The organism is Amycolatopsis sp. CA-230715 (assembly GCF_018736145.1).
Lineage (GTDB): Bacteria > Actinomycetota > Actinomycetes > Mycobacteriales > Pseudonocardiaceae > Amycolatopsis.
Window position 1 is genome coordinate 373,155 of record NZ_CP059997.1, and the last position, 24,219, is coordinate 397,373.

21 protein-coding genes and 1 riboswitch are annotated in these 24,219 nt (G+C 69.8%); of the genes, 6 read left to right on the forward strand and 15 right to left on the reverse strand.

Translation table 11 applies throughout. The features are described from left to right. Together HUW46_RS01765 and HUW46_RS01770 are read right to left on the reverse strand one after the other, a co-directional pair. The gene (locus HUW46_RS01765; RefSeq protein WP_215545591.1) at nt 1-1,689 is read right to left on the reverse strand and encodes a DUF885 domain-containing protein; all 1,689 of its coding nucleotides are present in this window, start codon (nt 1,687-1,689) and stop codon (nt 1-3) included. Continuing rightward, nucleotides 1,659-3,326: a DUF885 domain-containing protein gene (locus HUW46_RS01770; protein WP_215545592.1), complete on the reverse strand. Its 1,668-nt coding sequence runs from the start codon at nt 3,324-3,326 to the stop codon at nt 1,659-1,661. The genes HUW46_RS01765 and HUW46_RS01770 overlap by 31 nt, the downstream gene beginning before the upstream one ends. A gap of 145 nt (nt 3,327-3,471) precedes the next feature. Between HUW46_RS01770 and HUW46_RS01775 the strand changes: the two genes are divergently transcribed. Beyond that, nucleotides 3,472-4,479 (forward strand): AsnC family protein, encoded by a 1,008-nt coding sequence (locus HUW46_RS01775; RefSeq protein WP_215545593.1) that lies wholly within the window; start codon nt 3,472-3,474, stop codon nt 4,477-4,479. A 1-nt stretch (nt 4,480) separates the two neighbouring features. On the opposite strand, the gene HUW46_RS01780 is transcribed toward HUW46_RS01775, so the two are convergent. Continuing rightward, on the reverse strand, nt 4,481-5,188 hold the full coding sequence (locus tag HUW46_RS01780; RefSeq protein ID WP_331477324.1) for a LysR substrate-binding domain-containing protein: 708 nt from the start codon (nt 5,186-5,188) through the stop codon (nt 4,481-4,483). Beyond that, a complete protein-coding gene (locus HUW46_RS48175; protein ID WP_254125702.1) occupies nt 5,101-5,433 on the reverse strand; it encodes a helix-turn-helix domain-containing protein in 333 nt (110 codons plus the stop codon). The genes HUW46_RS01780 and HUW46_RS48175 overlap by 88 nt, the downstream gene beginning before the upstream one ends. Before the next feature lie 77 nt (nt 5,434-5,510). Between HUW46_RS48175 and HUW46_RS01785 the strand changes: the two genes are divergently transcribed. From HUW46_RS01785 to HUW46_RS01795, 3 genes are all read left to right on the forward strand, one after another. Further along, nucleotides 5,511-6,331 (forward strand): IS5 family transposase gene (locus HUW46_RS01785; protein WP_215543239.1). Its coding sequence is split into 2 segments (ribosomal slippage): nt 5,511-5,871 and nt 5,871-6,331, totalling 822 coding nucleotides; the frame shifts between segments, so codons are not numbered across the junction. 89 nt (nt 6,332-6,420) lie between these two features. Further along, nucleotides 6,421-7,497, forward strand: coding sequence for a PrpF domain-containing protein (locus HUW46_RS01790; protein ID WP_254125704.1), 1,077 nt, complete (start codon nt 6,421-6,423; stop codon nt 7,495-7,497). 58 nt (nt 7,498-7,555) lie between these two features. Beyond that, nucleotides 7,556-8,782 carry an SLC13 family permease gene (locus tag HUW46_RS01795; RefSeq protein ID WP_215545595.1) on the forward strand — a complete coding sequence of 409 codons (1,227 nt, stop codon included), beginning with the start codon at nt 7,556-7,558 and terminating at the stop codon, nt 8,780-8,782. 164 nt (nt 8,783-8,946) lie between these two features. On the opposite strand, the gene HUW46_RS01800 is transcribed toward HUW46_RS01795, so the two are convergent. After that, on the reverse strand, nt 8,947-9,321 hold the full coding sequence (locus tag HUW46_RS01800; protein ID WP_215545596.1) for a hypothetical protein: 375 nt from the start codon (nt 9,319-9,321) through the stop codon (nt 8,947-8,949). Between the two features lie 323 nt (nt 9,322-9,644). On the opposite strand from HUW46_RS01800, the gene HUW46_RS01805 reads away from it, so the two are divergent. After that, nucleotides 9,645-10,901, forward strand: coding sequence for an HNH endonuclease signature motif containing protein (locus HUW46_RS01805; RefSeq protein ID WP_215545597.1), 1,257 nt, complete (start codon nt 9,645-9,647; stop codon nt 10,899-10,901). Here HUW46_RS01805 and HUW46_RS48900 read toward each other — a convergent pair. Next, the gene (locus HUW46_RS48900) at nt 10,825-11,196 is read right to left on the reverse strand and encodes a DUF397 domain-containing protein (RefSeq protein ID WP_215545598.1); all 372 of its coding nucleotides are present in this window, start codon (nt 11,194-11,196) and stop codon (nt 10,825-10,827) included. The genes HUW46_RS01805 and HUW46_RS48900 overlap by 77 nt on opposite strands. Then, a complete protein-coding gene (locus tag HUW46_RS01815) occupies nt 11,138-12,046 on the reverse strand; it encodes a helix-turn-helix domain-containing protein (RefSeq protein ID WP_215545599.1) in 909 nt (302 codons plus the stop codon). Before HUW46_RS01815 ends, HUW46_RS48900 begins: the two co-directional genes overlap by 59 nt. A 116-nt stretch (nt 12,047-12,162) precedes the next feature. Between HUW46_RS01815 and HUW46_RS01820 the strand changes: the two genes are divergently transcribed. Further along, nucleotides 12,163-12,948 carry a TIGR02569 family protein gene (locus HUW46_RS01820; RefSeq protein ID WP_254125706.1) on the forward strand — a complete coding sequence of 262 codons (786 nt, stop codon included), beginning with the start codon at nt 12,163-12,165 and terminating at the stop codon, nt 12,946-12,948. Here HUW46_RS01820 and HUW46_RS01825 read toward each other — a convergent pair. The 8 genes from HUW46_RS01825 to ileS form a co-directional block, all read right to left on the reverse strand. Next, nucleotides 12,945-13,871, reverse strand: a complete 927-nt coding sequence (locus HUW46_RS01825) for an RluA family pseudouridine synthase (protein WP_215545601.1) — start codon at nt 13,869-13,871, stop codon at nt 12,945-12,947. The two genes, HUW46_RS01820 and HUW46_RS01825, sit on opposite strands and share 4 nt — an antisense overlap. Beyond that, nucleotides 13,868-14,422 carry a signal peptidase II gene (gene lspA, locus HUW46_RS01830; protein ID WP_216868381.1) on the reverse strand — a complete coding sequence of 185 codons (555 nt, stop codon included), beginning with the start codon at nt 14,420-14,422 and terminating at the stop codon, nt 13,868-13,870. Before lspA ends, HUW46_RS01825 begins: the two co-directional genes overlap by 4 nt. Nucleotides 14,423-14,485: 63 nt before the next feature. Further along, entirely contained in the window at nt 14,486-15,229 is a 744-nt protein-coding gene (locus tag HUW46_RS01835; protein WP_215545603.1) for a hypothetical protein, read from the reverse strand. Nucleotides 15,230-15,268: 39 nt separating this feature from the next. Further along, nucleotides 15,269-16,621, reverse strand: coding sequence for an aminotransferase class V-fold PLP-dependent enzyme (locus HUW46_RS01840; RefSeq protein WP_215545604.1), 1,353 nt, complete (start codon nt 16,619-16,621; stop codon nt 15,269-15,271). A gap of 33 nt (nt 16,622-16,654) precedes the next feature. Continuing rightward, nucleotides 16,655-16,769: riboswitch (SAM riboswitch) on the reverse strand. 93 nt (nt 16,770-16,862) lie between these two features. Next, the gene (locus HUW46_RS01845) at nt 16,863-17,555 is read right to left on the reverse strand and encodes a M23 family metallopeptidase (RefSeq protein WP_215545605.1); all 693 of its coding nucleotides are present in this window, start codon (nt 17,553-17,555) and stop codon (nt 16,863-16,865) included. Between the two features lie 147 nt (nt 17,556-17,702). Beyond that, nucleotides 17,703-19,181, reverse strand: a complete 1,479-nt coding sequence (locus HUW46_RS01850; RefSeq protein WP_215545606.1) for a potassium/proton antiporter — start codon at nt 19,179-19,181, stop codon at nt 17,703-17,705. A gap of 112 nt (nt 19,182-19,293) precedes the next feature. After that, nucleotides 19,294-20,895, reverse strand: coding sequence for a penicillin-binding transpeptidase domain-containing protein (locus HUW46_RS01855; protein WP_254125708.1), 1,602 nt, complete (start codon nt 20,893-20,895; stop codon nt 19,294-19,296). A 105-nt stretch (nt 20,896-21,000) separates the two neighbouring features. Further along, nucleotides 21,001-24,162 carry an isoleucine--tRNA ligase gene (ileS, locus tag HUW46_RS01860; RefSeq protein ID WP_215545608.1) on the reverse strand — a complete coding sequence of 1,054 codons (3,162 nt, stop codon included), beginning with the start codon at nt 24,160-24,162 and terminating at the stop codon, nt 21,001-21,003. Nucleotides 24,163-24,219: the final 57 nt, after the last annotated feature.

A 24,219-nucleotide genomic window follows, 5' to 3' on the forward strand; every position in this document is an offset into this window, starting at 1 on the left:
CTAAACGGAAACGCGCGTGATCCAGCGCCGGATCACGCCGTCGAGCACCGACAGCGGCAGCACGCCGTGCCCGAGCACCTCGTCGTGGAACGCGCGGATGTCGAACCGCTCCCCCAGCGCTTCTTCGGCGTGCGCGCGGACGCGCTGGATCTCCAGCCTGCCCACCATGTAGGACAACGCTTGCCCGGGACAGCCCGCGTACCGGTCGATCTCCGCCTCGATCGCCACCGGCGGCATCGGCGAGTTCACCCGCAGGTACTCGACGGCGCGTTCGCGGCTCCAGCCCAGCGCGTGCATACCGGTGTCGACGACGAGCCTGCCCGCGCGCAGCGAATCCTGCGCCAGCAGGCCGAACCGGCTCACGTCGTCGGTGTACAGCCCCATCTCGTCCGCGAGCCGCTCGGCGTAGAGCGCCCACCCTTCGAGGTAGGCGTTCACCTCGGCGACGCGGCGCAGCAGCGGGAGATCGGCCAACGCCAAGGAAAGCGAGTTCTGCAGGTGGTGCCCCGGCACGCCCTCGTGGAACGCCACGGCGTCCGACTCGTGCCGGAAGCGCTCCCGCGCGCGGAACGTGTTGACGTAGTACGTGCCCGGCCGCGAACCGTCGAGCGCGGGCTCGAAGTAGTAGGCGATCGACCCGCCGTCCGCCTCGTGCTCGGGCATCGCGGTGATCGCGCACGACGCGGACGGCAGCTTCCCGAACCAGCGCGGCGCCGCCGCTTCGGCACGGCCGATGCTCGTCCGCGCCGCTTCGAGCATCTCGTCCGCGTCGCCCCAGCGCAGCGCGGGATCGGTGCGCAGGCGGGCGAACAACTCGCCGAGATCGGTGACGCCGAAGACCCGCGCGCCGAGTTCGCGGTACTCGTCGCCGAGCCGCTCGACGAACGCGAGCCCGGTTTCGTGCAGTTCCCGCGCGGACCGCTCGGTGGTGGTGTGCGCGCGGATCAGCGCTTCGTACCTCGCCTCGCCGCCGGAAAGCCAGCACAGACCGGGTTTCTCGTCCGGCAGCGCTTTCGGTGCCACTTCGTCGCGCAGGAAGTTCCGGTAGGCGGAGTAGGCGGGCCGGACCGACTCGGTCAGCAACCGCTCCTGCCGGTCGGCGAAACCGGCCGCCTTCGCGTCGAGGCGGAGCGGGTCGGTCAACGGGTTGCCGAGGTACCGTTCGACGGCCGCGATCCCTTCCCGCACCAGGAAAGCCGCCGCCACGAGCCCTTCGTCCGCACCGGCGCGCTGCCGCTCGCACACGGCGTCCAAATAGGACGGGAACGCGGCGAGCCTGTCCAGGTGGGCTTCCGCCTTCTCGGCGGTGTCGGGCACGGCGTTGGGCATCAGCACCAGCGGGATCAGCGCGGGCGCGGCGAAGGAGTCGTTGACCGCGAAGTCGCCGAGCCCGGCGTCGATGAGGTCGATCGCCGCCTTCGCCTGCTGGCGGACCACTTCGAGGGTCACCACGTCCACTTCGGACTCTGGAACGGGCAGCGCCTCTGCGCGCGCGGAGATCCCGGCGAACCGCTCGCGGTGCCGCAGCCCGGCGGCCCTGCTCGGATCGGGAAGGCCGGACGACCCCGGCAGCCCGAGCAGCATGGGACGCAACGGATCCGCTTCGAACAGCGCGCCGGTCAGCTCGTCGGCGAGCGCGGCGGGGCTCTCCACACCGGTCACCAGGCCGCCCCGTTCGCGACGGCCCATTCCCGCACGACATACTCCAAAGTGGACAGTGGAAGCGCGCCACCGCCGAGGACGAGGTCGTGGAACGCCTTGATGTCGAACCTATCCCCCAGCACCTTTTCGGCGTGCGCGCGGATGCGCTGGATCTCCAGCCGCCCCACCATGTACGCCAGCGCCTGCCCGGGGTAGGCGAGATAGCGGTCCACTTCGGACTCGATCTCGACACGCGACATCGGCGTGTGCTCGACGAGGTAGTCGACGGCCTGCTGCCTGCTCCACCCCTTCGCGTGCAGCCCGGTGTCGACCACCAGCCGCCCCGCCCGCATCGAGTCGAGCGTGAGCATGCCGAGCAGCGCGACATCGTCGGAGTACAGGCCCATCTCGAACGCGAGCCGCTCGCTGTAGAGGCCCCAGCCTTCGATGTAGGCGTTGAAGTCGCCGAGCCTGCGCAGCAGCGGCAGCTCGTCGAGCCCGAGCGCGGTGCTGATCTGGAAGTGGTGGCCGGGAATGGCTTCGTGGAAGGCGGTCGCCTCGGCCGCGTGGCGGAACCGCTCGGTCACCTCGTGGGTGTTGGCGTAGTAGGTGCCCGGCCGCGCGCCGTCCGCGGAGGGCTGGATGTAGTACGCGGCGGGCGCGCCCGGCGCCTCGGCCTCGGGCACCGCCGAGACGACCCACCCCGCGGACGGGATGCGCCCGAACCACTCCGGCGCGGCCGCCTCCGCCCTGCCGATCGCGCCGCGCGCGGTGTCGAGGAGGTCTTCGGCGTCACGCCAGCGCAGCTCCGGATCGGTCCGCAGGTGCTCGAACACCTCCCGCACGTCACGGGTGCCGAACACCCTGCCGCCGATCTCGGCGTACTCCTCGGCGAGTTCGCCGATGATCCGCAACCCGGTCTCGTGCAGCTCGTCGGGGGTGCGGTCGGTGGTGGTGTGCAGGCGCGCGAACGCCGCGTAGCTCTCCTGGCCGCCGGGCAGCCAGCACAGCCCGGCGCGGTCGGCCAGCCTGCCGTGCGGTTCGACGTCGGCGATCAGGCCGTCGCGGTAGGCGGCGAACCCGGGGCGCACCACGTCCCGCAGCAACGCCGTCCGCCGCTCGGTCAGCGCCTCGTCCGGCAGCTCCTGGCGCGCGAGCGGGTCGTTCGCGGGATCGGAGTCCAGGTAGCGGCCAAGGTGGTCGATCGCCGCGCGGACGAGGTGGGCGATCGGCAGCCGCCCGGCTTCGATCCCGGCGCGGTGCCGGTCGAGCGCCTGGCCGAGGTAGCAGGGGATCGCGGCGAGCCGCCCGAGGTGGACCTCGGCCTGCTCCGCCGTCGCGACGGTCACCATCGGCAACGCGGTCAGCATCGACACCGCGGGCGCTATGAAGATGTCGGTGACGGTGAACTCGACGAGCCCGTGCTCCGCGCGGTCGAGCTGGCCCCTGAGCTGGCTGAGCAGCACGTCGCGGGTGACCTTGTCCTCGGCGGTGAGCGAGGCCGGGTCGATCGCGGTGGCCCGCTCTTCGAGCGACTTCAGCTTCGCGACGAGGGTCTGCTCGGCCTCGGCGGACAGATCGCCGATCCCCGGCCGTTCGAGGTCGAGGCCCAGCATGGCAGGCCACAGCGGCTCGGTCTCGAACATCACCTCGACGTACTCGTCGGCGAGCTGGGTCACGGTCATGGCTGTCCCCCGTCGGTCCGCGTTCCGAGCCGGTGGTGCGCAACGGCTCCCGGTAGTTCTTCCCGCCACCCTATGCCCGCGATTCCGGCCGCCTCCGGCGTGGCAGCCTGCACCCGCGCCGCGACCAGGCGGTAGCGTTCGAAGCGTGGCCGTGACCGATCCCGTTGACTCCCGCCTGCTCGCCGCACTGGCCGAGCTGGGCAAGGCGGCGGTGCACGAGCTGGCCGCGAAGGTCGGCATGGACCCGCGCGAGGTCGCCTACCGGCTGGTCTCCCTGTCCGGCAGCGGGCTGCCGCTGCTCGTCGGCGTGGAGAGCGACCCCAACGGACTGCGCGCCGCGCTCGCCGGCGCGCCGCAGCAGCCACCGAACCAGCAGGTCCCCCAGCCGGGCCCGCAGCAACGGCCCCCGCAGCCGCCTTCACCCGTGCACGGCGCGCCCTCGGGTGCCTACGCCGTGCACGGCACACCTTCGGCCGCGTACCCGGTGCAGGGCACGCCGTCGGCGCCCTACCCGGTGCAGGGCGTGCCGTCGGGCGCGTATCCGGTGCGGCAGGGACCGCCGCCGATGGCACGGCCGCCGCAGGGCCCGCCGCCGCGACCCCAGCAGCCGATGCGGCCACCGCCTCCGCCGCCGGTGGACCCGGTGATGAGCACCTGGGGGCCGCCGCAGAGCGCGTCGTGGGCGCGCGGCGACGAGCAAATGCCCGGTGCGCCGAAGGCGCCCGTACCGAACCGCACCGGCCGCACCGGGGACGTGCTGCCGAGCGAAGGTCTCGAAGGCGAGCAGCTCACCGTGCAGCTGCTGGAGGTGCAGGATCCGGCGGACTTCCTGTTCAGCGCGGCGGGATACCGCCTGGAGGAGAACGAGCGGTCGGTCGTGGTGCACACCGAGGTGGTCAACCGCGGGCCCATCCCGTTCGCCTCGCTGCCGGACAACTTCCTCGAGCTGATCACCGCCGACGGCAAGGCCATCGGCAAGGCGCCGGTCTCGCTGACTTCGCGGCCACCGCACAAAATCGGCGTGCAGCCGGGTGAGACCGCGGGCGGGCACACCGTCTACGTGCTGCCGGAGTCCACGCGCGTGGTGTCGGTGCGCTGGAGCCCGCGGCCCGAACCGGACGAACGCACCATCACCTGGGCGATCGAGGACTGAGTCACCGGCCGGGCACCGAGCCGAGCCGCGTGCGGTGCAGGCTGCTGTCGGAGAACTTCTGCGCCACCGCGCGCAGGATCTCCGTCATCGCGAGCGCCGCGGGTGTCGGCTCCCTGGTTCCCGGGCGCGCCAGCAGGATCCGCCGCGTCGGCGCCGGGACGCCGCTGGCGAAGCTCACCAGCCGGACGTCGCTGCGCCGGTTCGTCAGCGCGAGCCGCGGCGCGATCGCGATGCCGAGCCCCGCCGCCACCATCGCCTGCGCCTCCTGGTAGTCGTGCGACTCGTAGGCGATGATCGGGTCGAACCCGGCGAGGTGGCAGCTGCGGCGCAGCACGGTGGCGACCGGGTGGTGGTCCGCCCTGATGATCCACTGCTGGGACGCGAGCGAGGCGAGCGTGATCTCGGCTTCGTCGAGCAGCTCCGAATTCGCCGGGACCACCAGGACCGTCGGATCGTCGAGCAGGTGCGCGACCGTCAGCGCGCTTTCGTCGACGCGGTTCCATTCGTAGTCCCACAGCAGCGCCAGCTCGATCTCGCCGGTGTGCAGCAGTTCCAGCAGCTCGGCCAGCAGCGCCGAGCGGACGTGGGCGCGCGCACCGGGATGCTTGCGGGAGAACCGGGTCAGTGCCAGCGGCAGCAGCGACGCGCTGGCCGTGGGGAACGAGCCGAGCCGGAGCGTACCGCGGTCGAGCTTGGCGAACGAGTCCAGATCCGCTTGTGCGGCACGGAGTTCGCGCCGGATCGTCTGTCCTCTCGCGACCAGCGCCGCTCCGCGTCGGTGAGCCGGACCCCGCGCGGCAGCCGGTACAGCAGCGGCTGGCCGACCTCCGCTTCCAGCCGGGACATCTGCTGTGACGCCGCCGACGGCGTGATCCCGGCCGCCGCCGCGGCGCCGGTGAGCGACCCGTGCTCGGCCACGTCGACGAGCAGCAGCAGCCTCCGCAGATCCAGCACGAGCCCTCCTTCCGTCTTTAGCTCAGCTTAACCAGTACTAAGAGCGTGTCTCGTATGGGTTTTGTGGTTGGTGGTGCATGATCTGTGCTGTGGTCGATGCGTTGTCTCGGCGGTTGGTGCCGGATGAGTTGTGGGCTCTGGTCGAGCCGTTGATCCCCTCGTTTGCGCCGCGTCCGCAGGGTGGTGGCAGGGCGCCAGTTGACGACCGGGCCGTGTTCACGGCGGTGGTGTACGTGCTGACTAGCGGGTGCGCGTGGCGGATGCTGCCACCGTCGTTCGGCGTCACGGTGCCGACCGCGCATCGACGGTTCACCGAATGGACCAAAGCCGGTCTATGGCCTCGACTGCACCGGGCCGTCCTGGACGAACTGGGCAGCCAAGGCGAGATCGACTGGTCACGGGCAGTCCTGGACGGAGCATCGGTTCGCGCGAAAAAAGGGGACCCATGACCGGCCCGAACCCGGTCGACCGCGGCAAGGCCGGATCGAAGATCCACGTCCTGTCCGACCGGGCGGGCCTGCCGCTGGCGGTCGCGGTATCTGCCGCGAACACCAACGACTCCTACACTCTCAAACCCTTGGTCATGGCGATCCCCGCGATCAAGTCCCGACGCGGACCCCGCCGCCGCAAACCCAGCAAGCTGCACGCCGACAAGGCCTACGACCACACCGACCTACGGGACTGGGTCCGTGACCGCGGCATCGTCGTGCGCATCGCCCGCAAAGGCATCGAGTCCAGCAAGAAACTCGGCAAACACCGCTGGGTCATCGAACGATCCATCGCCTGGCTCTTCGGCTACCACCGGCTCGCCATCCGCTATGACCGCTACGCCAACCACTTCTGCGCCTTCCTCACCCTCGCCGCCACTCTCACCTGCTACAAGAAACTCGCCAAATGAGACATGCTCTAAGCAGATGGCTATTGTTCTCAATCCTCGCGCTTGTCACGGTAATGCCCCGACCCCGCCGAGCAGGAGGAAGAACCGCCGTGCACGTGCCAGCGACCTTGGTCAGAGGGGGAACCAGCAAGTGCTGGTTGTTCGACGCCGCCGACGTACCGTCCGATTTGGACGAACTCGAACGGCTCCTCATCAGCGCTTACGGCGCGGCCGACCCGGTGCAGCTCGACGGCGTCGGCGGCGCGACGCCGACCACCTCGAAGGCCGCCGTGGTCCGGCGCGCCGACACCGGAAGCGTTGACGTCGACTACCTCTTCTGCCAGGTCGGCATCGGCGTCGAGCGGGTCGAATGGGGCAGCAACTGCGGGAACTGCGCCACCGCGATCGGCCTGTGGGCGGTCACCCGCGGTCTCGTGCCGATCACCGGCGACCGCACGCGCGTGGTGCTGCGCAACACCAACACCGGCGCCGTGCTGGAGGCCGAAGTGGACACCACCGGCGGGATCGCGCACGAGTTCGGCACCGCGACCGTGCCGGGCACCCGTTCCGGCGGCGTCGCGGTCGGACTGACCTTTGTGGACCCCGTCCACTCGGTGCCTTCGCCGAGGACCGAGTTGGTCGTCGACGACCGCGCGGTGCCGGTGACCCTGCTGGACGCGGGCGCCCCGATGGCCCTCGTCGACGCCGCCCGCACCGGGCGCGACGCCGCCGCGTCGATCGCCGCGGTCCGCCGGGAAGTCGGCTGGCTGCGATCCGTGCGCCGCGCCGCGGCACCGCTGATGGGGCTCAGCCCGGAGGCCGACGCCGTGCCGAAAGTGGGGCTCGTCGGTTCGCCGGTGGCCTACCGCAGCACGACCGGGGAACGGATCGGCGCCGCCGACTACGACGTCTCGGTGCGCATGCTGACCATGACCGAGCCCCATCCCACGATCGGGCTGACCTCGGCCACGGGCATCGGCGTGGCCAACCTCGTGCCCGGTTCGGTGGTGCACGCCCGCTCCACCGAGCCGGGCGGGGAAGTGCTGCGAATCGGCACCCCGGCCGGGGTCGTGGCCGTAACCTGTGCGGACCTCGACGGGTCCGTGCCGCGCCGGGTGACCGTGCGGCGCGCGGCGCGGGTGCTGTGCGAAGCCAGCATCTCCGTCGCCGAACCGCTTTCCGCCTGACCTTCCCCGCTCGCCCCGTCTGACCGTCTGACCGTCTGAAAAGGACAGTGTTGTTCCGATGACCGCTGAACTGGTTTCCCTCGGTGCGCTCGTGCTCATGTTCGTGGTCGCCACCGTGCTGCCGATCAACATCGGCATACTCCCCTTCGTCGGCGCGTTCGTGGTCGGCACCCTGTCGCTCGGCCTCGACCAGGACCAGATCTTCGAAGGGTTCCCGGTTTCGCTGTTCGTCACGATCGTCGGTGTCACGTACCTGTTTTCGGTGGCGCGGCACAACGGCACGATCGACCTGCTCGTCTCGGCGGGGGTCCGGCTCGTGCGCGGCAAGGTCACGCTGATCCCGTGGGTGCTGTTCACCGTCGCCGCGGTGCTCACCGCGTTCGGCACCTTCACCCCCGCCGCGGTCGCCCTGCTGGCCCCCATCGGAATGAACTTCGCGTTCCGCTACCGGATGAGCCCGCTGATGGTGATCAGCGGCGCGCACGCGGGCGCGTTCTCCCCCGTCGCCGTCTCGGGCGTGCTCGTCTCCGGCATGGTCGCGAAGACCTCCCTGTCCGTCGCCCCGGTGGTGCTGTTCTTCGCGAGCTTCGGCTTCAACCTGCTGCTGTCGCTGCTGACGTTCTTGTTACTGCGCAAGCGTTCTGCGGAACCGGTGCCCGAACCCGATGAGCATCCGACGGCCGGGCGGATCACCTGGCGGCAGGCACTCACCCTCGCCCTGCTCCTGGCCCTCGTCGTCGGCGCACTGGGATTCCACCTCGAAATCGGCTTCCTCGCACTGGCCGCCGGCGCCCTGCTCTCCTTGGTCGACATGAAGAACCAGGCGAAGGCGATCGACGGCATCAGCTGGTCCACGATCCTGTTGGTGGCGGGCATGGTCACCTACGTGACGATCCTGGAAAAAGCCGGAACCATCGACCTGCTCTCCCACCAGGCCGCGACACTCGGCACCCCGCTCGTGGTGGCACTGGTGCTGTGCTTCGTCGTCGCGGTGACGTCCGCCTTCGCCTCGTCCACCGCGATCCTGACCGCGATCATCCCGGTCGCCGTCCCCCTGCTGCTCTCCAGCGGCCTCAGCGCAGGCGGCCTGATCGCGGCTTTGGCGGTATCCACGACCATCGTCGACGTCTCCCCTTTCTCGACGAACGGCGCCTTGGTGTTGAGCAACGCGCGCGGGGTGGATCGGGACCGGTTCTACCGGCAGGTGGTCCGGTATACGTGCGGGATCGTCGGGTTCGGCCCGGTATTGGCTTGGGGCGCCTTGGTTCTGCCCGGTGTCCTGTAACGATTTTCAGCCCGGCGCCGACGGACAGATCACGCTCGCGCACTCAGCGCGGCAAAAAAAGGGGGAGGAATGCTGACTTCGAGAACCCGTGCGGCCGTTTTCGGTGCTTCCGCCGTCGTCGCGGCCGGAGCGTTCGCCACCGGCATGTCGTTGTCCGCCACCGGTCAGGGAAACCCCGTCGAGGACTTCGGCCGCGCGTCCTGTGTCATCGACGCGGCTGGCACCTGCACCGTTTCGCACAAACTAGGCGTCGTTCCGACCGCCGTACTGGTTTCACCCGATACCCCGGGACAGTTCAACGGGTTCATGCTGAACACCGTCCACGACTCCCTCACCGCGACTTCGTTCCGGGTGCGGGCCATGTTCGATGCGACGACACCGAAGGCGGGCGGGCAGATCTGGTTCACGTACTGGGCGAGGAGGACCGGCGATCCGGTTCCGCCGACGAAGACGCCCACGTCCCCGACCAAACCAACCGTCACTCCGACCGTTCCCCCGACGAAACCGACTGTTCCTCCGGCTAAAACCACCACGCCCACTTCCGAACTCCCAACCTCGACAAGCCCTTCGACACCCGCGAAGCCGCCATCGTCCTCGCGGACACTCCCGACAGTCCCCGGATTTCCCGACGGTCAGTGAAGGGTCGTAGCGGTTGCTTCGCCGTTGTCGGGCTGCGGTTCAAAGAAGGCTTTGGACGGGAAGGAGGTGTGCGGATTTCGTTGCCCGGCTGCGGTTGCATTGTGGTTCGGCGGCAGTTTTCCTTGGTGCAACTCGGTTTCCTCGTTGGTCCACTGTGGACTTTCCAAGTGATTCACCCGATCGAGTCAGTCGAACCTGTGTGCGATCGCGGTAGAATGGAGTCGTGTCCGAGACTTCTCCTTCCCTTGCGCCGCAGCAGGAGCTGTGGCAGCTCAACGCGCGTGAACTCGCCGCGCTGTTGAGGGAGGAGTTCGTGCTGTGGTGGCAGCAGGAATCGCGCCTCCACCGCATTATCGCGCGCCTGGACAACGGTGGCGCTCGCGATTTGGGGTACACGAGCGTGGCCGGTCTGGTGGCGGATATCGCGCGGAGTTCCGGTCCGGGCGTGAAGAAGCTGGTGAAGCGCGCGCTCGTGACCAACCCGAGTCAGGGGATCGATGGCGCGGAGATTCCCGCTCCGGCACCCCTTGTCGGCGAGGCCGCCCGGGAGGGTGAGATCTCACCGGAGCACGTGGACGGGATTGTGCGGGTGCTGGAGAAAATCCCCGCCACGACCCCGGAAGAGGACCGGGAGTTCGCGGAACGGTCCCTGGTCGAACTGGCCCGCACCGCGGGCGTCAAGGAGATCAGCAAGCTAGGCAAGGCAATCCTCGGCCACCTCGACCCTGACGGCACCGAGCCCCGCGACACTCCTGCCCCGAGGCGAGAGCTGAACTTCCATCACCGCAAGGATGGTTCGGCGAAGTTCGACGGCTACCTCGATCCCCTCTCCGCCGCGAAAACCCTTGCCCTGTTGGATCCTCTCGCCCAATTTAGTGAGGGTGACCCGACGGGCGAGCCGGTGCAGCGGAGTCGGGCCGAGCGATACGGGGACGCGTTCATGGAGCTGGTCGCCCTCGCCGCCAGCCACCCCGAATCCCCGAACCGCAGCGGTAATCGCTCGGACCTGATCGTGACAATCCCACTGGCTGACCTGAAAAAGGAACTCGGCACAGCCTGCCTGGACATGGTCACCACGATCACCGCCAGCGAAGCCCGAATTCTCGCCTGCGACTGCCGGGTCATCCCCGCCATACTCGACGGCAAGGGCCAACCGCTGGAACTCGGCCGGGCCAAACGAGTGGTGACCGAGGCACTCCGCTTCATGTTGGCGTTGCGGGATTCCGGATGTGCTTTCCCGGGGTGTTCCCGGGCGCCGCGACACTGCGAGGCGCATCACGTCGTGCACTGGGCCCACGGTGGCCCCACCGATCTGGGCAACCTCGTCCTGTTGTGCGCCCACCACCACAGACTTTTGCATCGTAGCGACTGGAAACTCCGCATGGTCGACGGCCTCCCGGAGTTCACCCCACCCGAATTCGTCGACCCGTGGCGAAGATCGAGATCGAACCGCCACACCGCCCAACCCCGCGCCGCCTGACAGTCGAAGCCGCCACAAGGCGGCCGTGTCCACAACGGACGGACCCGCCAACACCCGGCTCTTCAGCCACTCCCCGGCGAAGGGCAGAACGACCGCGCCCCGAACACACGCGAGCCGCACAGCGCACCAAACGCCGCACGCGAGAGGCACAGCGCCCACCCAGAGGCTCCTTCGAGTCCCGCACCAACACCGCCTCCCCCACGCACGCCACCTCGACACAGTTCGCCTGGGTACCGCTATAGCTGCTCTTGACCCACGACAAGCGAAGGCTGGTTGCCCTGTGTGACACCTGCATGTAGCCGCCTGGCCTTTCTGGCAATGAAGTTCAGAGAATCCCGTGGGCTGAGCGCATGGTTGAGGAGTTCACTCGCCGCCTTCTGGTACTCGCTCACCTCGCCGAGACCCTCCACTACAAGACTCGAAGTAAGATTCCCGAGAAAGATCACCGGCGCCCCTTCCGGCCTCTGGATGATCAAAAACCCGCCGCTGAGCCCTGCATGCGCCTTCCCCGCGTTCGGCACCACTCGGACCTCCGTCGCCCGGCGGCCAGACAGCGCGATCAAGTGCTCAAGCTGGCGGCAATGCACTTCACGGCCACCGATAACTCGGTGTATCGCAAACTCGTCGAGAATGAACCGCATCTGGGGCGGGCTCCACCGCTGTCGCAACGCTTCCTGGCGATCCATCCGCTCGCGGACTCGCTGCTCCACCATGTCCCGCGGCACCACACCGGACTCGATCATCAGCGCGCGGGTGTACTCCTCAGTCTGCGCCAGGCCGGGAATGACTGCGATTTCGAAGCTGACCAGGGTGTTCGCGGCGGCTTCCAACCCGGAAAGGGTTTCGACCCTCGCCTCGATCGGCAGTTCGTGGCGCTGCCACCAACCGCGTTCCGCCGACTCCGCTGCCAGGTCGAGGAGGTGCTGCCGCTTCGAGCCGACCACCCCGTAGGCCGCGAGCAGACCGGAAACATCCTCGGTCGAAGCGAAACTCTTGCCGTTCTCGATGCGGCTGATCTTGCTCGCCGAGGCGTTGATCCGTGCTCCGGCGGCCCGGACGTTCAAGTTCGCCTGCTCACGCAGAACTCGCAGGCTCTGCCCGAGCTTCTGCGCACGCACGGTCGAGTCCGACTCAGTCATGGTCATGCGGCCATCATCGTTCACGAGTCACCATGCTCAGTGCAGCTGCGAGCACCAAGCGCTGGAAACCGCCCGAAAGCAGCAACTGTTTCAAGGTTGCAACGCGACATATGATCTTGACCGTGCCTGCTCCCTCGAATGCCGTAATCGCCGCCTTTGGTGCCACCGGAACCCCCGTCCTCCTCGCTGGGGGCAAAGGCGGCACCTGGCGGGTCGGCGATCTCGCCTTCAAGCCGGTCGAATTCCTGCCCGAGACCCGGTGGCGTGCCGAGGTGCTCGCTTCGCTACCCGAATCGGTCGATTTCCGGGTTCCGAAACCAGCCAAAGCGGCAACCGGAGACTGGGCGATGGAAGGCTGGGAGGCCAGCGAACTGGTCGCCGGTGAGTCCGATGTGGACCGACAGGACGAGGTGCTGCGCGCCGGGATCGCCTTCCACGCGGCGATCGCCGACCTGCCACGACCATCCTTTTTGGACACAAGAGACGACCCGTGGTCCTACGGTGACCGGGTTGCCTGGGAGGAGCGCGCCGTGCAAGCCTCCCCCGCGGCCAAGGCCCTGCTGACACCGCTGTTGGAGGTACGGCGGCCGGTCGAGCTGCCGTCGCAGGTGGTCCACGGTGATCTGCCGGGCAACGTGCTGTTCGCCGACGGGCTGCCTCCCGCGGTCATCGACTGGCCCGCCTACTGGCGGCCGACGTCGTGGGCGTACGCGGTCGCGGTCGCCGACGCGCTGTGCTGGTACGGCGCCGGACCACCGCTCGTCGCGCGCTGGGCGCGGCTGCCCGAGTGGGGGCAGATGCTCGTCCGCGCGCTGATCTACCGCATCGTCACCCACGACGTGGCGTCCACATGGGACACCGCGACAAGCAGGGCGTACCGGCGCGCGATCGACGTCGTACTGGCCTAGTTCTCGTCGCGGAGGATCTTCAGCGCGTTCGCGAGATCGTCCGGGTACTCGGCTTCGAACTGGACCCAGCGCCCGTCGGCGGGGTGCGCGAAGCCGAGCGTCCGCGCGTGCAGCCATTGCCGGGACAGGCCCAGTTTCCTGGCCAGCACCGGGTCCGCGCCGTAGGTCAGATCGCCGACGCACGGGTGCTTCAGCGCTGAGAAGTGCACGCGGATCTGGTGTGTGCGGCCGGTTTCGAGCTTGATCTCGGCCAGCGAGGCGGCGCGGAACGCTTCCACCACCTCGTAGTGCGTGACGCTGGGGCGCCCGCCCGCGACGACGGCGAACTTGTAGTCGTGCCGGGGGTGCCGGTCGATCGGCGCGTCGATGGTGCCGCGCGTCGGGTCCGGGTGGCCCTGCACGACGGCGTGGTAGCCCTTGTCGACGGTGCGCTCCTTGAACGCGCGCTTGAGCACGGTGTACGCGTGCTCGCTCTTCGCGACCACCATCACCCCGGTGGTGCCCGCGTCGAGCCGGTGCACCACGCCCTGCCGTTCGGCGGCACCGGAAGTGGCGATCCGCAACCCGGCCGCGGCGAGTCCGCCGACGACGGTCGGGCCGGTCCAGCCGGGGCTCGGGTGCACGGCGACGCCGACGGGTTTCGAGACCACCACGATGTCGTCGTCATCGTGCACGATCCGCATGCCCTCGACCGGTTCGGCGACGACCTCGACCTTGTTCTCCGGTTCCGGCATGGTCACTTCGAGCAGCCCGCCCGCGGTGAGCCGGTCCGACTTGCCGACCTGGCGGCCGTCGAGCAGCACCTCCCCGGTCTCGGCCAGTTCGGCGACCACGGTCCTGGACAGCCCCAGCATCTTCGCCAGCCCCGCGTCGACGCGCATCCCGTCGAGCCCGTCGGGGACCGGCAGCATCCGCGCGCTCACGCCTTCGCCGCCTTCCTGCTCCGCGACGAGGTGCCGTCGTAATCCTTGCCCCGCAACGAAAGCACCACGATGAGCGCCGCGCCGACGCAGATGCACGAGTCGGCGACGTTGAACACCGGCCACGTCTCGCCGTTGGGCGAGAAGAGCGAGATGAAGTCGATGACGTGGCCCTGCAACGGCCCCGGCGCGCGGAAGAGCCGGTCGGTGAGATTGCCGAGCGCTCCGGCGAGCACCAGGCCGAGCCCGATCGCCCAGCCGGCGGACCGCAGGCGCCGCGAGAGCCAGATGATCGCGCCCGCGACCACCACGGCCCCGATCGCGAGGATCCAGGTCATCCCGGTGGCGAGCGAGAACGCGGCGCCGGGGTTGCGCACGATCTGGAAGTACACCAGCCCGCCGAGCGCGCGCACCGGCTCCCTGCCCTCCCACGCAGACAGCGCGAGCACCTTGGTCAGCACGTCGGCGGCGAGCGCCGCGACGGCGACCGCGGCCACCAGCGCGACGCGCCGCTTCGGCTGGGTGGCGGGGATGTCCGGCTCGGCTTCGGCCATGTCCGGACCGGAGGTCTGTTCGGTGCTCACCGGCCCATTGTCCACGCACGCGCCCGCGCGGGTTCAGTCGCCACCGGTGACCGGCTCTGGCGGGCGACGCCCGGCGACCAGCGCCACCAGCCCGGCGACGACCAGCACGATCGCGGCCGGGTCCACCACACCGGTGTCCTCCGGCAGGATCGTCGCGAACAGCAGGAACGCCACCGCGAACCCGGCGAGCACCAGGGAGCGTTCGAGCACGGCGAGCACCAGCAAGCCGAGGCAGATCAGCCCGGCGGGACCGAGCTGCGGCCGCGCCGCCACGAGCGCTCCGTAACCACCGACGGCCGCCAGCACGACACCCAGCATCGTCAGCCATCGCCGCCCGCTGCCGAAGTAGCCGACCACCAGCGCGCACAGCCCCACCAGCGCGAGCGGCCCGCACAGGTTCGCCACCATCGCCGCGCCCCTGCCGGACCCGGCCATCTCGGCGAACGCGGCGGCCACCGCGATCCCCAGCACTCCACCCGCCGTGACCGCGACCGTCGTCCTGGCCCGGACCGGCTTCCCGAAGCCACGGGCGCGCAGCACGAAGAACAGGACCGTCAGCAGGAAAGCCACACCCAGCGCGTACGACCAGTGGAACGGTGGCGCCGCGGGTCCGACCGCTACCGCGACCGCGGTCCGCTCGGACGACGGTTCGTACAGCGGCACCAGCAGGCCCGGTTCCGCGACCGGTGCGGGCAGCACGCCGGTCACGAACATCGCGAGCCCGAGTGCGGCGAGCGGGAACCAGTACGGGTACCGCCCGTGGATCAGCGCTTTCATTTCACCCCCAAGGGAAACGGGGGCCAGCGTAGTGGTCCGTCAGTCGCGCAGGAACGAGGGCAGCGCGCGCGGATCCGGGGTCGGGGCCCAGCGACCTTCGACGACCGCGTAGGACCAGCGCGCACCCCGTGCCACGATCTGGCGCAGCGCGAGCAGCAGCCGGTCGATGTGCTCCTCCGTGGTGCCGAGGCCGATGCTCACCCGCACGGCCTGCTTGGCGTCGACACCGGTGCGCGCGATGAGCCCGCGCGTGGCGATGTGGGCGCAGAAAGCGCCGTCGCGGACGCCGATGCCGTACTCCGCCGAGAGCACCGCAGCGAGCCAGCCGGGTTCGAACCCGTCGAGCACGAAGCTCACCGTGCCGACCCGGTCACCCGCGTCTTCGAAAAGCCGCAGCTCCGCCAAGCCCGGCACCGACTGGAACCCGCGCCGCAGCTTCTCCAGCAGCACGTGCTCGTGCGCTTCGAGCGCCTCGCGGTTCGCCGCGAGTTGTTCGCAGGCGACGCCGAGCGCGTACACGCCGACGGTGTTCGGCGACCCGGCCTCGTGCCGCTCCGGCCCCTGGTTCCAGACGACACCGATTTCCTCGCCAGTACGGGAAACCGCCTTGCTCGCACCGCCGCCCGCGAGGTACGGCTGAGCGGCCCGCAGCCAGTCCGCCCGCCCGACGAGCACACCGGCCCCGAACGGCGCGTACAGCTTGTGCCCGGAGAACACCACGTAGTCCACATCGGACTCACGAAGGGAAACCCTGCGGTGCGGGGAAAGCTGCGCCGCGTCGAGCGCGATCCGTGCCCCGCGGCGACGCGCCACGGCGGCGATCTCCGCGACCGGGAGCACCTCGCCGGTCACGTTCGACGCGCCGGTGAGCACCACCAGCCTCGGGCCCTCCGCGCACGCGGCGAGCGCACTGTCCACAGCGGACACCGCGGCGAGCCTGGTGGCGGGCAACGGGATCCGGTGCACGTTCGGGCCCCGCCACGGGAGCAGTGCCGCGTGGTGCTCGCTGTCGAACACGACCACCGAGGTGTTCTTCGGAACCGCGCGGGCGAGCAGGTTGAAGGAATCGGTGGTGTTCCTGGTGAAGATCACGGTGTCGCCGGCGCGGGCGCCGGTGAAGCGCCGGACGATGTCCCGCGTGCGCTCGTACAGCTTCGTGGAAACCTGCGACGCGAACCCGGCGCCGCGGTGCACGCTGGCGTACCAGGGAAGGAACTCGTCGACGGCGTCGCGGACGGCGTCGAGACACGGCGCGCTCGCCGCGTGGTCGAGGTTCGCGTACCCGATCTCGTCACCGGTGACCAACGGGACCCGCAGTCGCGCACCGGCCACGGCGGGAAGCGGCGTGGCGGTTTCGGCGGGAACGGCGGTGCGGTCGAGTGCGAGAGTCATCGGAGGCCTCCTCGGGTCAGGGACCCGCTGGAGGGCCCGCGCTTGCCCGTCGCACCTCGCGACGAGCCAGGTCCTCACCCGGGGCACCCCACCGCGGTTGGAGGGTTGCCGGCCAGCAAGCCGGGGCTTCGCGCTGGCACTCGTGACCTGCCGGAGACCATAGCCGAACCGGCAGGGTCCGCGCGAGCGATCTTCCACGGGTTGAGACCGCGCTCACACGGACCAGGCCGGGCCGGGAGGATCAGCCGTCGTAGCGGAAGTACCCGGGCAGCTGCACGACCTCGTTCGTCTTGACGTTGGTCGCGGTGCCCTTGTACTGCTCCGCCTCGGCCTTGAAGAGCCAGCCACCGAAGGTGTGGCCGTCCACCGCGACGCCGACGTCGTTGGCCACCTCGGTGGACAGGCGGTCGTAGGAGACGTTGTCCCAGTTACCGCTCGGGATCGGGCCCGCCGCGTTCGACAGCGCCGCCGCACCACCGAGCGTCCACAGCGTGAAGTGCACGTGCGCGCCGGTGGTGTGCCCGCCGCACGGCAGCGCGTTGCCGATCGAGCCGAGCACGGTGCCCGGCTCGACCTGCTGGCCGTCGGCGACCTTGATGCCTTCCATGTGGTAGTAGCCGGTGCGCCAGCCGTTCACGTGGTCGATCGTCACCCAGTCGCCGCCGGAGCAGTGCTGGAGGTGCACGGTGCCGCCGAGCGGCGCGCGCACGGTCGAGTCGTCGGGGTTGAAGTCGATCGCGTTCTTGACGCCGCTGCCGCCGTCGTCCGAGTGGATGCCGGCGGACCCGGTCTTCTGCCCGGCCGCGAACGGCAGGCCGAACGCCGGGAAGCCGTCGTCGGCGCTGGCGGTGCTGATCGCGGTCGGCGAGACGAGCAGGACACCGGCCAGCACGGCGGCACCGGCGTACCCAAGACGAGACGAGGTTTTCGTCACTCTCTGTTCTCCCTAAGGCCCGGACTTCACCCCAGCGAGCGCTTGTGAAGTCGTCGAGGTCGGCAAAAGTCGGCGAACATTAACCCGAACAGGCCAACAAGGGAATATAAAAGAATGAAATTGTCCACCACTCTGGCGGGTTTCGCGCTATCTGCCGGATTCGCCGCGCCAGCGGGCCAGCCTGCCCGCCCTGTCGACGGCCCTGATGCGCCGTTCCGCGGCGTCGCGCGCCTTCTCCGTGGTCACCACGAGCAACTGGTCGCGCTCCTGCAACCGGCTCGTCTTCTGCGGCGTGAACCCGGCGCCGTCCCGGACCACCAGGCTCACCGTGGCCCCGGCCGGCAGCCTCAGCTCCGACAGGTACACGCCGTGCATCCGCGAACCCGGCTGGATCCGCACCTGCAGCAGCTCGGCGCCCAGCTCGTCCAGCGGCGCGGCGTCGACCTCCAGCTCGGTCGGCCCGCCCTTCTCGCTGAGCCCCAGCAGCTTCGCCAGCGGCGCGAGGGTGGTGCCCTGCAGCACGGTCAGCACGATGACGAGCACGAACACGGCGTCCACCAGCCGCTGCGCGCCGGGCACCCCTTCGGCGAGCGGGATCAGCGCGAGCACGATCGGCACCGCGCCCCGCAAACCGGCCCACGACAGGAAAATCTGGTCGCGCCACGGGACCCGGAACGGCAGCGCCGAACAGAGCACGGACAACGGCCTCGCGAGCAGGAGCAGCACTCCCCCGGCGACGAGGCCGGGCACGAGCGCCTCCAGCAGCCGTTCCGGCGACGCGTACAACCCGAGCAGGACGAACAACCCGATCTGCGCGAGCCAGCCGAGCCCCTCGGCGAAGGAGAGCGTGTCCGAGCGGTGCGGCAGCTTCGAGTTGCCCAGCACCACCCCGGCGACGTAGGTCGCCAGCAGTCCCGACGCGTGCGCGAACTGCCCCGACGAATAGGCGAGGACGCACACCGCGACCGTCGCGAGCGGGTACAGGCCGGTGGCGGGCAGCGCGGCCTTGCGCAGCGCGAACGCGCCGAGCCAGCCGAAGCCGAGCCCGATCGCGAGCCCGGCGCCGAGTTCGTAGATCACCAGCAGCGGCAGCGTCCAGTCCACTGTGGTCCCCTCGGCGAGCACCACGACCGCGATGTAGACCGGCGCGTCGTTCATCCCCGACTCGAGTTCGAGCGCGCCGACGAGCCGTTTGCCGATGCCCGCGGTGCGCAGCACGGAGAACACCGCGGCCGCGTCCGTCGAGGCGAGCACGGATCCCCACAGCAGGGCCATGCGCCAGTCCAGCCCCAGCAACCAGTGCAGGGCGGCGCCGGTGACCGCGACGCTCACCACAACGGCCACTGTGGACAGTGCGATCCCGGTGCCCAGCGCGGGTTTCACCGCAGACCACCGCGTGGTCAGGCCGCCCTCGGTGAGGATCATCACGAGTGCGGCGAGCCCGAGCGACTGCGTCAGCGTCGGGTCGTCGAAGCGGACGCCGAACCCGGCTTCCCCGATCAGGACGCCGATTCCCAGGTACAGCAGCAAGGACGGCAGGCCGAGCCGGATCGACACCCTGACCGCGATCACCGACGCGAGCAGCACCGCCGCGCCGGTGCCGAGAATGACCGGAAGCTGGTCCATCCCCGCCTCCTTCCGCCCCACCCGTGGGTCTCCACAATAGATGTGGGGCCCGTCGCCGCTGACCGGTGCACCCGGAAAACCGCGAAACCGTTGGGAGGGAACGAAAACACGCTCAGGGTGCGGCGTTGAGGAATTTCGTGGCGAGCGTCACGGCGGGTGCCGAGGAGTTCGAAGCGGCGAGCATGACGGCGAACGCGAGATCGCCGCGGTAGCCGACGAACCAGCCGTTGGCCTTCGACGGGTCGGGCAGCTGCGCGGTCCCGGTCTTGCCGAACACCGTCCCGGCGCCCTTCGCCCCGGTCGCCGTGCCCGCGGTGACGACCTCCCGCATCATCGCACGCACCGACGCCAGCACCGGCGCGGGCGGCGGGCCGTACCCGGCACCGACCTTGGTGTCCACGCCGTGCCACAGCTTCGGGGTGACCGCTTTCCCGGCGGCCACGGTGGCCGCCATCAGCGCCCCGCCGAAGGGGCTGACCAGCACCTTGCCCTGGCCGATCCCGGCCTCCACCTGCTCGGCCGCGGACCCGGTCGCCTCGACCTTGCCCGCCTCGGTCTGCAGCCCCGGCACGTCGAAGTCCGCGTTCAGCCCGTACTGGTCGGCGGCCTTCTTCAGCGCGTCCGGCGGAAGCTGCGAAGCGAGCTGGGCGAAGGTGGTGTTGCACGAATGCGCGAACGCCGAATGCAACGGCACCGGCGGCAGCACGAACTTGTTGTCGTTGGGGATCGTGCGCTGGCCAAGCTGGATCGTGCCGGGGCACTCCAGCACGGTGTCGGCGGTGGCGGTGCCGCTTTCCAGCGCGGCGGTCGCGGTCGCGATCTTGAACGTCGAGCCCGGCGCGTACAGCCCGGTGAACGGATTCAGGTGCTGCTGCCCGTTGTTCCTCGCCACCGCCAGGATATCCCCCGTCGAGGGCTGCAAGGCCACCAGTACCGCGGATTGGGCGGTGGTATCCACCGCGGCCTCGGCCGCCTTCTGCAAGCCCGTGCTCAACGTCGAGATCAGCGGCTTGCGGTCGACTTCCTTGCCGAACAGCGTGTCGATCGTCTTCCCCGCGCCGTCGGTCCTGGCGACCGCCCAGCCGTTCCCTGCCTGCCCCGCCGCGTACCGAATCAGCGCGGGCATCAGCTCGAGTGCGATCGCGGGCTCCACCGGACGCGGGCCGACCGGCCCCCACGACAGCAACGGCTTCCCGTCACGGTCCAGTACCGCGTCCCCGGCGCCGCCCGTGCGCAACACGAGGTGCTGGCCCGCCTCCAGTTTCGGGTGCAGCACGTGCGGGCTCCAGTGCACCGCCCAGCGCGACCCCGAGCGCACCAGGTCCAGCGCGGCGGGATAGGTCCAGACCCGGTTGGCACCGAGGGTCCACGTCATCGTGTACCGGGCAGGGGACCTGTCCCCTTCGGTGGGCCCCGCGTCCCCAAACTTCGCCGCCAGCTTCGTCACGACCAGGCCGCGCGTCACGTCGTCGAAGGCGGCCTTCGCGGCAGCGGGATCGTCGGTGAGCGCCGCCGCCGCGTCCAGGTTCTTCGCCGACAGCGCGTCCAGGAACCGGCTCACCGTGCCGGCGGGATCCTCCTGCGACGACGCCGCGTTCTCCGCCGCGGGGCTCTCCGAAGAACCACCGCGCAGCACGAACACCGCGGCCGCCACGATCCCCACCACCGCCAGCGCGCCGATCGACAGCACGGCCTTGCGCACACCAGGTTTCACCGTTGTCCCCCCCAGGTTCGTCCCGCCCAGCTTGCCCATCGCGGGGCGGTGAAGGGTGTTACCGCCGGGACTCGATCCCGATTCGTGATCGAGTCCCGGCGGCGCTCACGCCTTGACGACTCCGACCGTGACCTTGACGCCGTCGCCGACGGTCCCCGACGAGCTCTCACCGACCGTGCCGTAGCTCACCTCGACGGCGAGCGTTTCGTCGGCGAGGAACTTCTCGTGCTTCTTCGTCGCGGCGACGACCTCGTCCGGCGCGTCGACGGTCAGCCGGATCCGGTCGGCGACTTCGAGCCCCGCGTCACGGCGGGCCTGCTGGACGACGCGGATCAGGTCGCGCACCACGCCCTCGTCGGCGAGTTCGGCGGTGACCTCGGTGTCGAGCAGCACGAGCCCCGAGCTGTTCGGCAGCTCGGCCGCGGCACCGGAATCCTTGGCGACCAGCCTGCGCTCGTACTCGCCCTCGACGAGTTCGATCCCGGCCGCGACCACGGCGCCGGTGTCCGATGTGGACCAGTCGCCCGCCTTGACGGCCTTGATCACCTTCTGCACGTCCTTGCCGAGCCTCGGCCCCGCGGCGCGCGCGTTCACCGCGACCTCGAACCCGCCGTGCGCGGCCACGTCCGTGGTCAGCTCGACGGATTTCACGTTCACCTCGTCGCGGACGATGTCGGTGAACTCGCGCAGCGTCTCGGCGTCCTCCGCGGCGACGAGCAGGCGCGCGAGCGGCAGCCGCACGCGCAGCTTGTTCGCCTTGCGCAGCGACAGCGCCGACGACGCCACCTGCCGCACCCGGTCCATCGCGGTCACCAGCGCCGCGTCGGCGGGCAGGTCGAGCGCGTTCGGCCAGTCCTCTAGGTGCACCGAGCGGCCACCGGTCAGCCCGCGCCACACCGTTTCCGTGGTCAGCGGCAGCAGCGGCGCCATCACGCGCGTGGTCACCTCCAGCACGGTGTGCAGGGTGTCGATCGCGTCCGCGTCACCGGCCCAGAACCGGTCGCGCGAGCGGCGCACGTACCAGTTCGTCAGCACCTCGAGAAAATCACGGACGAGCTGGCAGGCACCCGCGATGTCGTAGGTGTCGAGCGCGTACTCGACGTCGGTCACCAGTTCGTGCGTCTTCGCCAGCACGTACCGGTCCAGTACGTGCGTGGAATCCGTGCGCCACTTGCCTTCCACGCCCTCGGCGTTCGCGTAGAGCGCGAGGAAGTAGTACGAGTTCCACAGCGGCAGCACGGCCTGGCGGACCGCGTCGCGGATGCCCCGCTCGGTGACGACCAGGTTGCCGCCGGTCAGGATCGGGCTCGCCATCAGGTACCACCGCATGGCGTCCGAGCCGTCGCGGTCGAACACCTCGGTGACGTCCGGGTAGTTCCGCAGCGACTTGGACATCTTCTGCCCGTCCGAGCCGAGCACGATGCCGTGCGAGATGCAGGTCCGGAACGCGGGCCGGTCGAACAGCGCGGTGGCCAGGACGTGCAGCAGGTAGAACCAGCCGCGGGTCTGGCCGATGTACTCGACGATGAAGTCGCTCGGGTAGTGGTGCTCGAACCATTCGGCGTTCTCGAACGGGTAGTGCACCTGTGCGTAGGGCATCGAGCCCGAGTCGAACCAGACGTCGAACACGTCCTCGATCCGCCGCATGGTCGACTTCCCGGTCGGGTCGTCGGGGTTCGGCCGCGTCAGCTCGTCGATGAACGGCCGGTGCAGGTTGTCCAGCCGCACCCCGAAATCGCGCTCCAGCTCGTCGAGCGAGCCGTAGACGTCGGTGCGCGGGTACGCCGGGTCGTCCGACTGCCACACCGGGATCGGCGTGCCCCAGTAGCGGTTGCGCGAAACCGACCAGTCGCGCGCGTTCTCCAGCCACTTGCCGAACTGGCCGTCCTTGACGTTCTCCGGGTACCAGGTGATCTGCTGGTTCAGCTCGACCATCCGGTCCTTGAACTCGGTGACCGCGACGAACCACGACGACACCGCGCGGTAGATCAGCGGGTTGCGGCAGCGCCAGCAGTGCGGGTACGGGTGCTCGTAGGTCTCGTGGCGCAGCAGCAGCGCGCCCTGGCTCGCGGCGGAACCGGTGCCGTTCTTGAGATCGCGGATGATGTTCGGGTTCGCGTCGAAGACGAGCTGGCCCGCGTAGTCCGGCACCGTCGCGTCGAACTTGCCGCCGGAGTCGACCGGGGTGACCGGGGTGATCCCGGCCGCGTCGGTGACCACCTTGTCCTCTTCACCGTAGGCGGGCGCGATGTGCACGACCCCGGTGCCGTCCTCGGTGGTGACGTAGTCCGCGGCGAGCACGCGGTGCGCGTTCTCCGTGCCGACGAAGTACGGGAACGGCGGGGCGTAGCGGGTGCCGAGCAGCTCGGCGCCGCGGTAGCGCGCGACGACCTCGGGTTCCTCGCCGAGTTCCTTGGCGTACGCGGCGACCCGCGCCTCGGCGAGCAGGAACCGCTTGTCCCCCTGTGCTTCCGAGCGCACGACGACGTAGTCGACCTCGGGGTGCACCGCGGTCGCGAGGTTCGACGGCAGCGTCCACGGGGTGGTCGTCCAGATCAGCAGGTAGGTGCCGTCGAGGTCGTTCCCGTTGCCCTCCAGGCGGTATCCGACCGTGACGGCCGGGTCCTGGCGGCTCGCGTAGACGTCGTCGTCCATCCGGAGCTCGTGATTGGACAGTGGCGTCTCGTCGCGCCAGCAGTACGGCAGGACGCGGTAGCCCTCGTAGACAAGTCCCTTGTCCCACAAGCGTTTGAACGCCCACAGCACCGACTCCATGAAGGTGACGTCGAGCGTCTTGTAGTCGTTCTCGAAGTCGACCCAGCGCGCCTGCCTGGTGACGTAGGCCTGCCACTCGCCGGTGTAGCGCAGCACGGACTCGCGGCAGGCCTCGTTGAACTTGTCGATGCCCATCGCGTCGATCTCGGCGGTCTCGGTGATCCCGAGCTGCCGCATCGCCTCCAGCTCGGCGGGCAGGCCATGGGTGTCCCAGCCGAAGCGCCGGTCGACGCGCTTGCCCTTCATCGTCTGGTAGCGCGGGACGATGTCCTTGACGTACCCGGTGAGCAGGTGCCCGTAGTGCGGCAGGCCGTTGGCGAACGGCGGGCCGTCGTAGAACACGTACTCGTTCGATCCGTCGGTGCCCGCGTCGCGGGCGTCGATCGTGGCCTGGAACGTGCGATCGGACTCCCAGTGCGCCAGCACGTCCTTTTCCAGGTCCGGGAAGGACGGCTGCGACGGGACCTGGCCGTCGTGGGACTTGGGGTACATCCTGCGCGCTCCTCGCGTGTTCGTCGCTCTCGTACGGCTCGGCGGCACTGCGCCGGC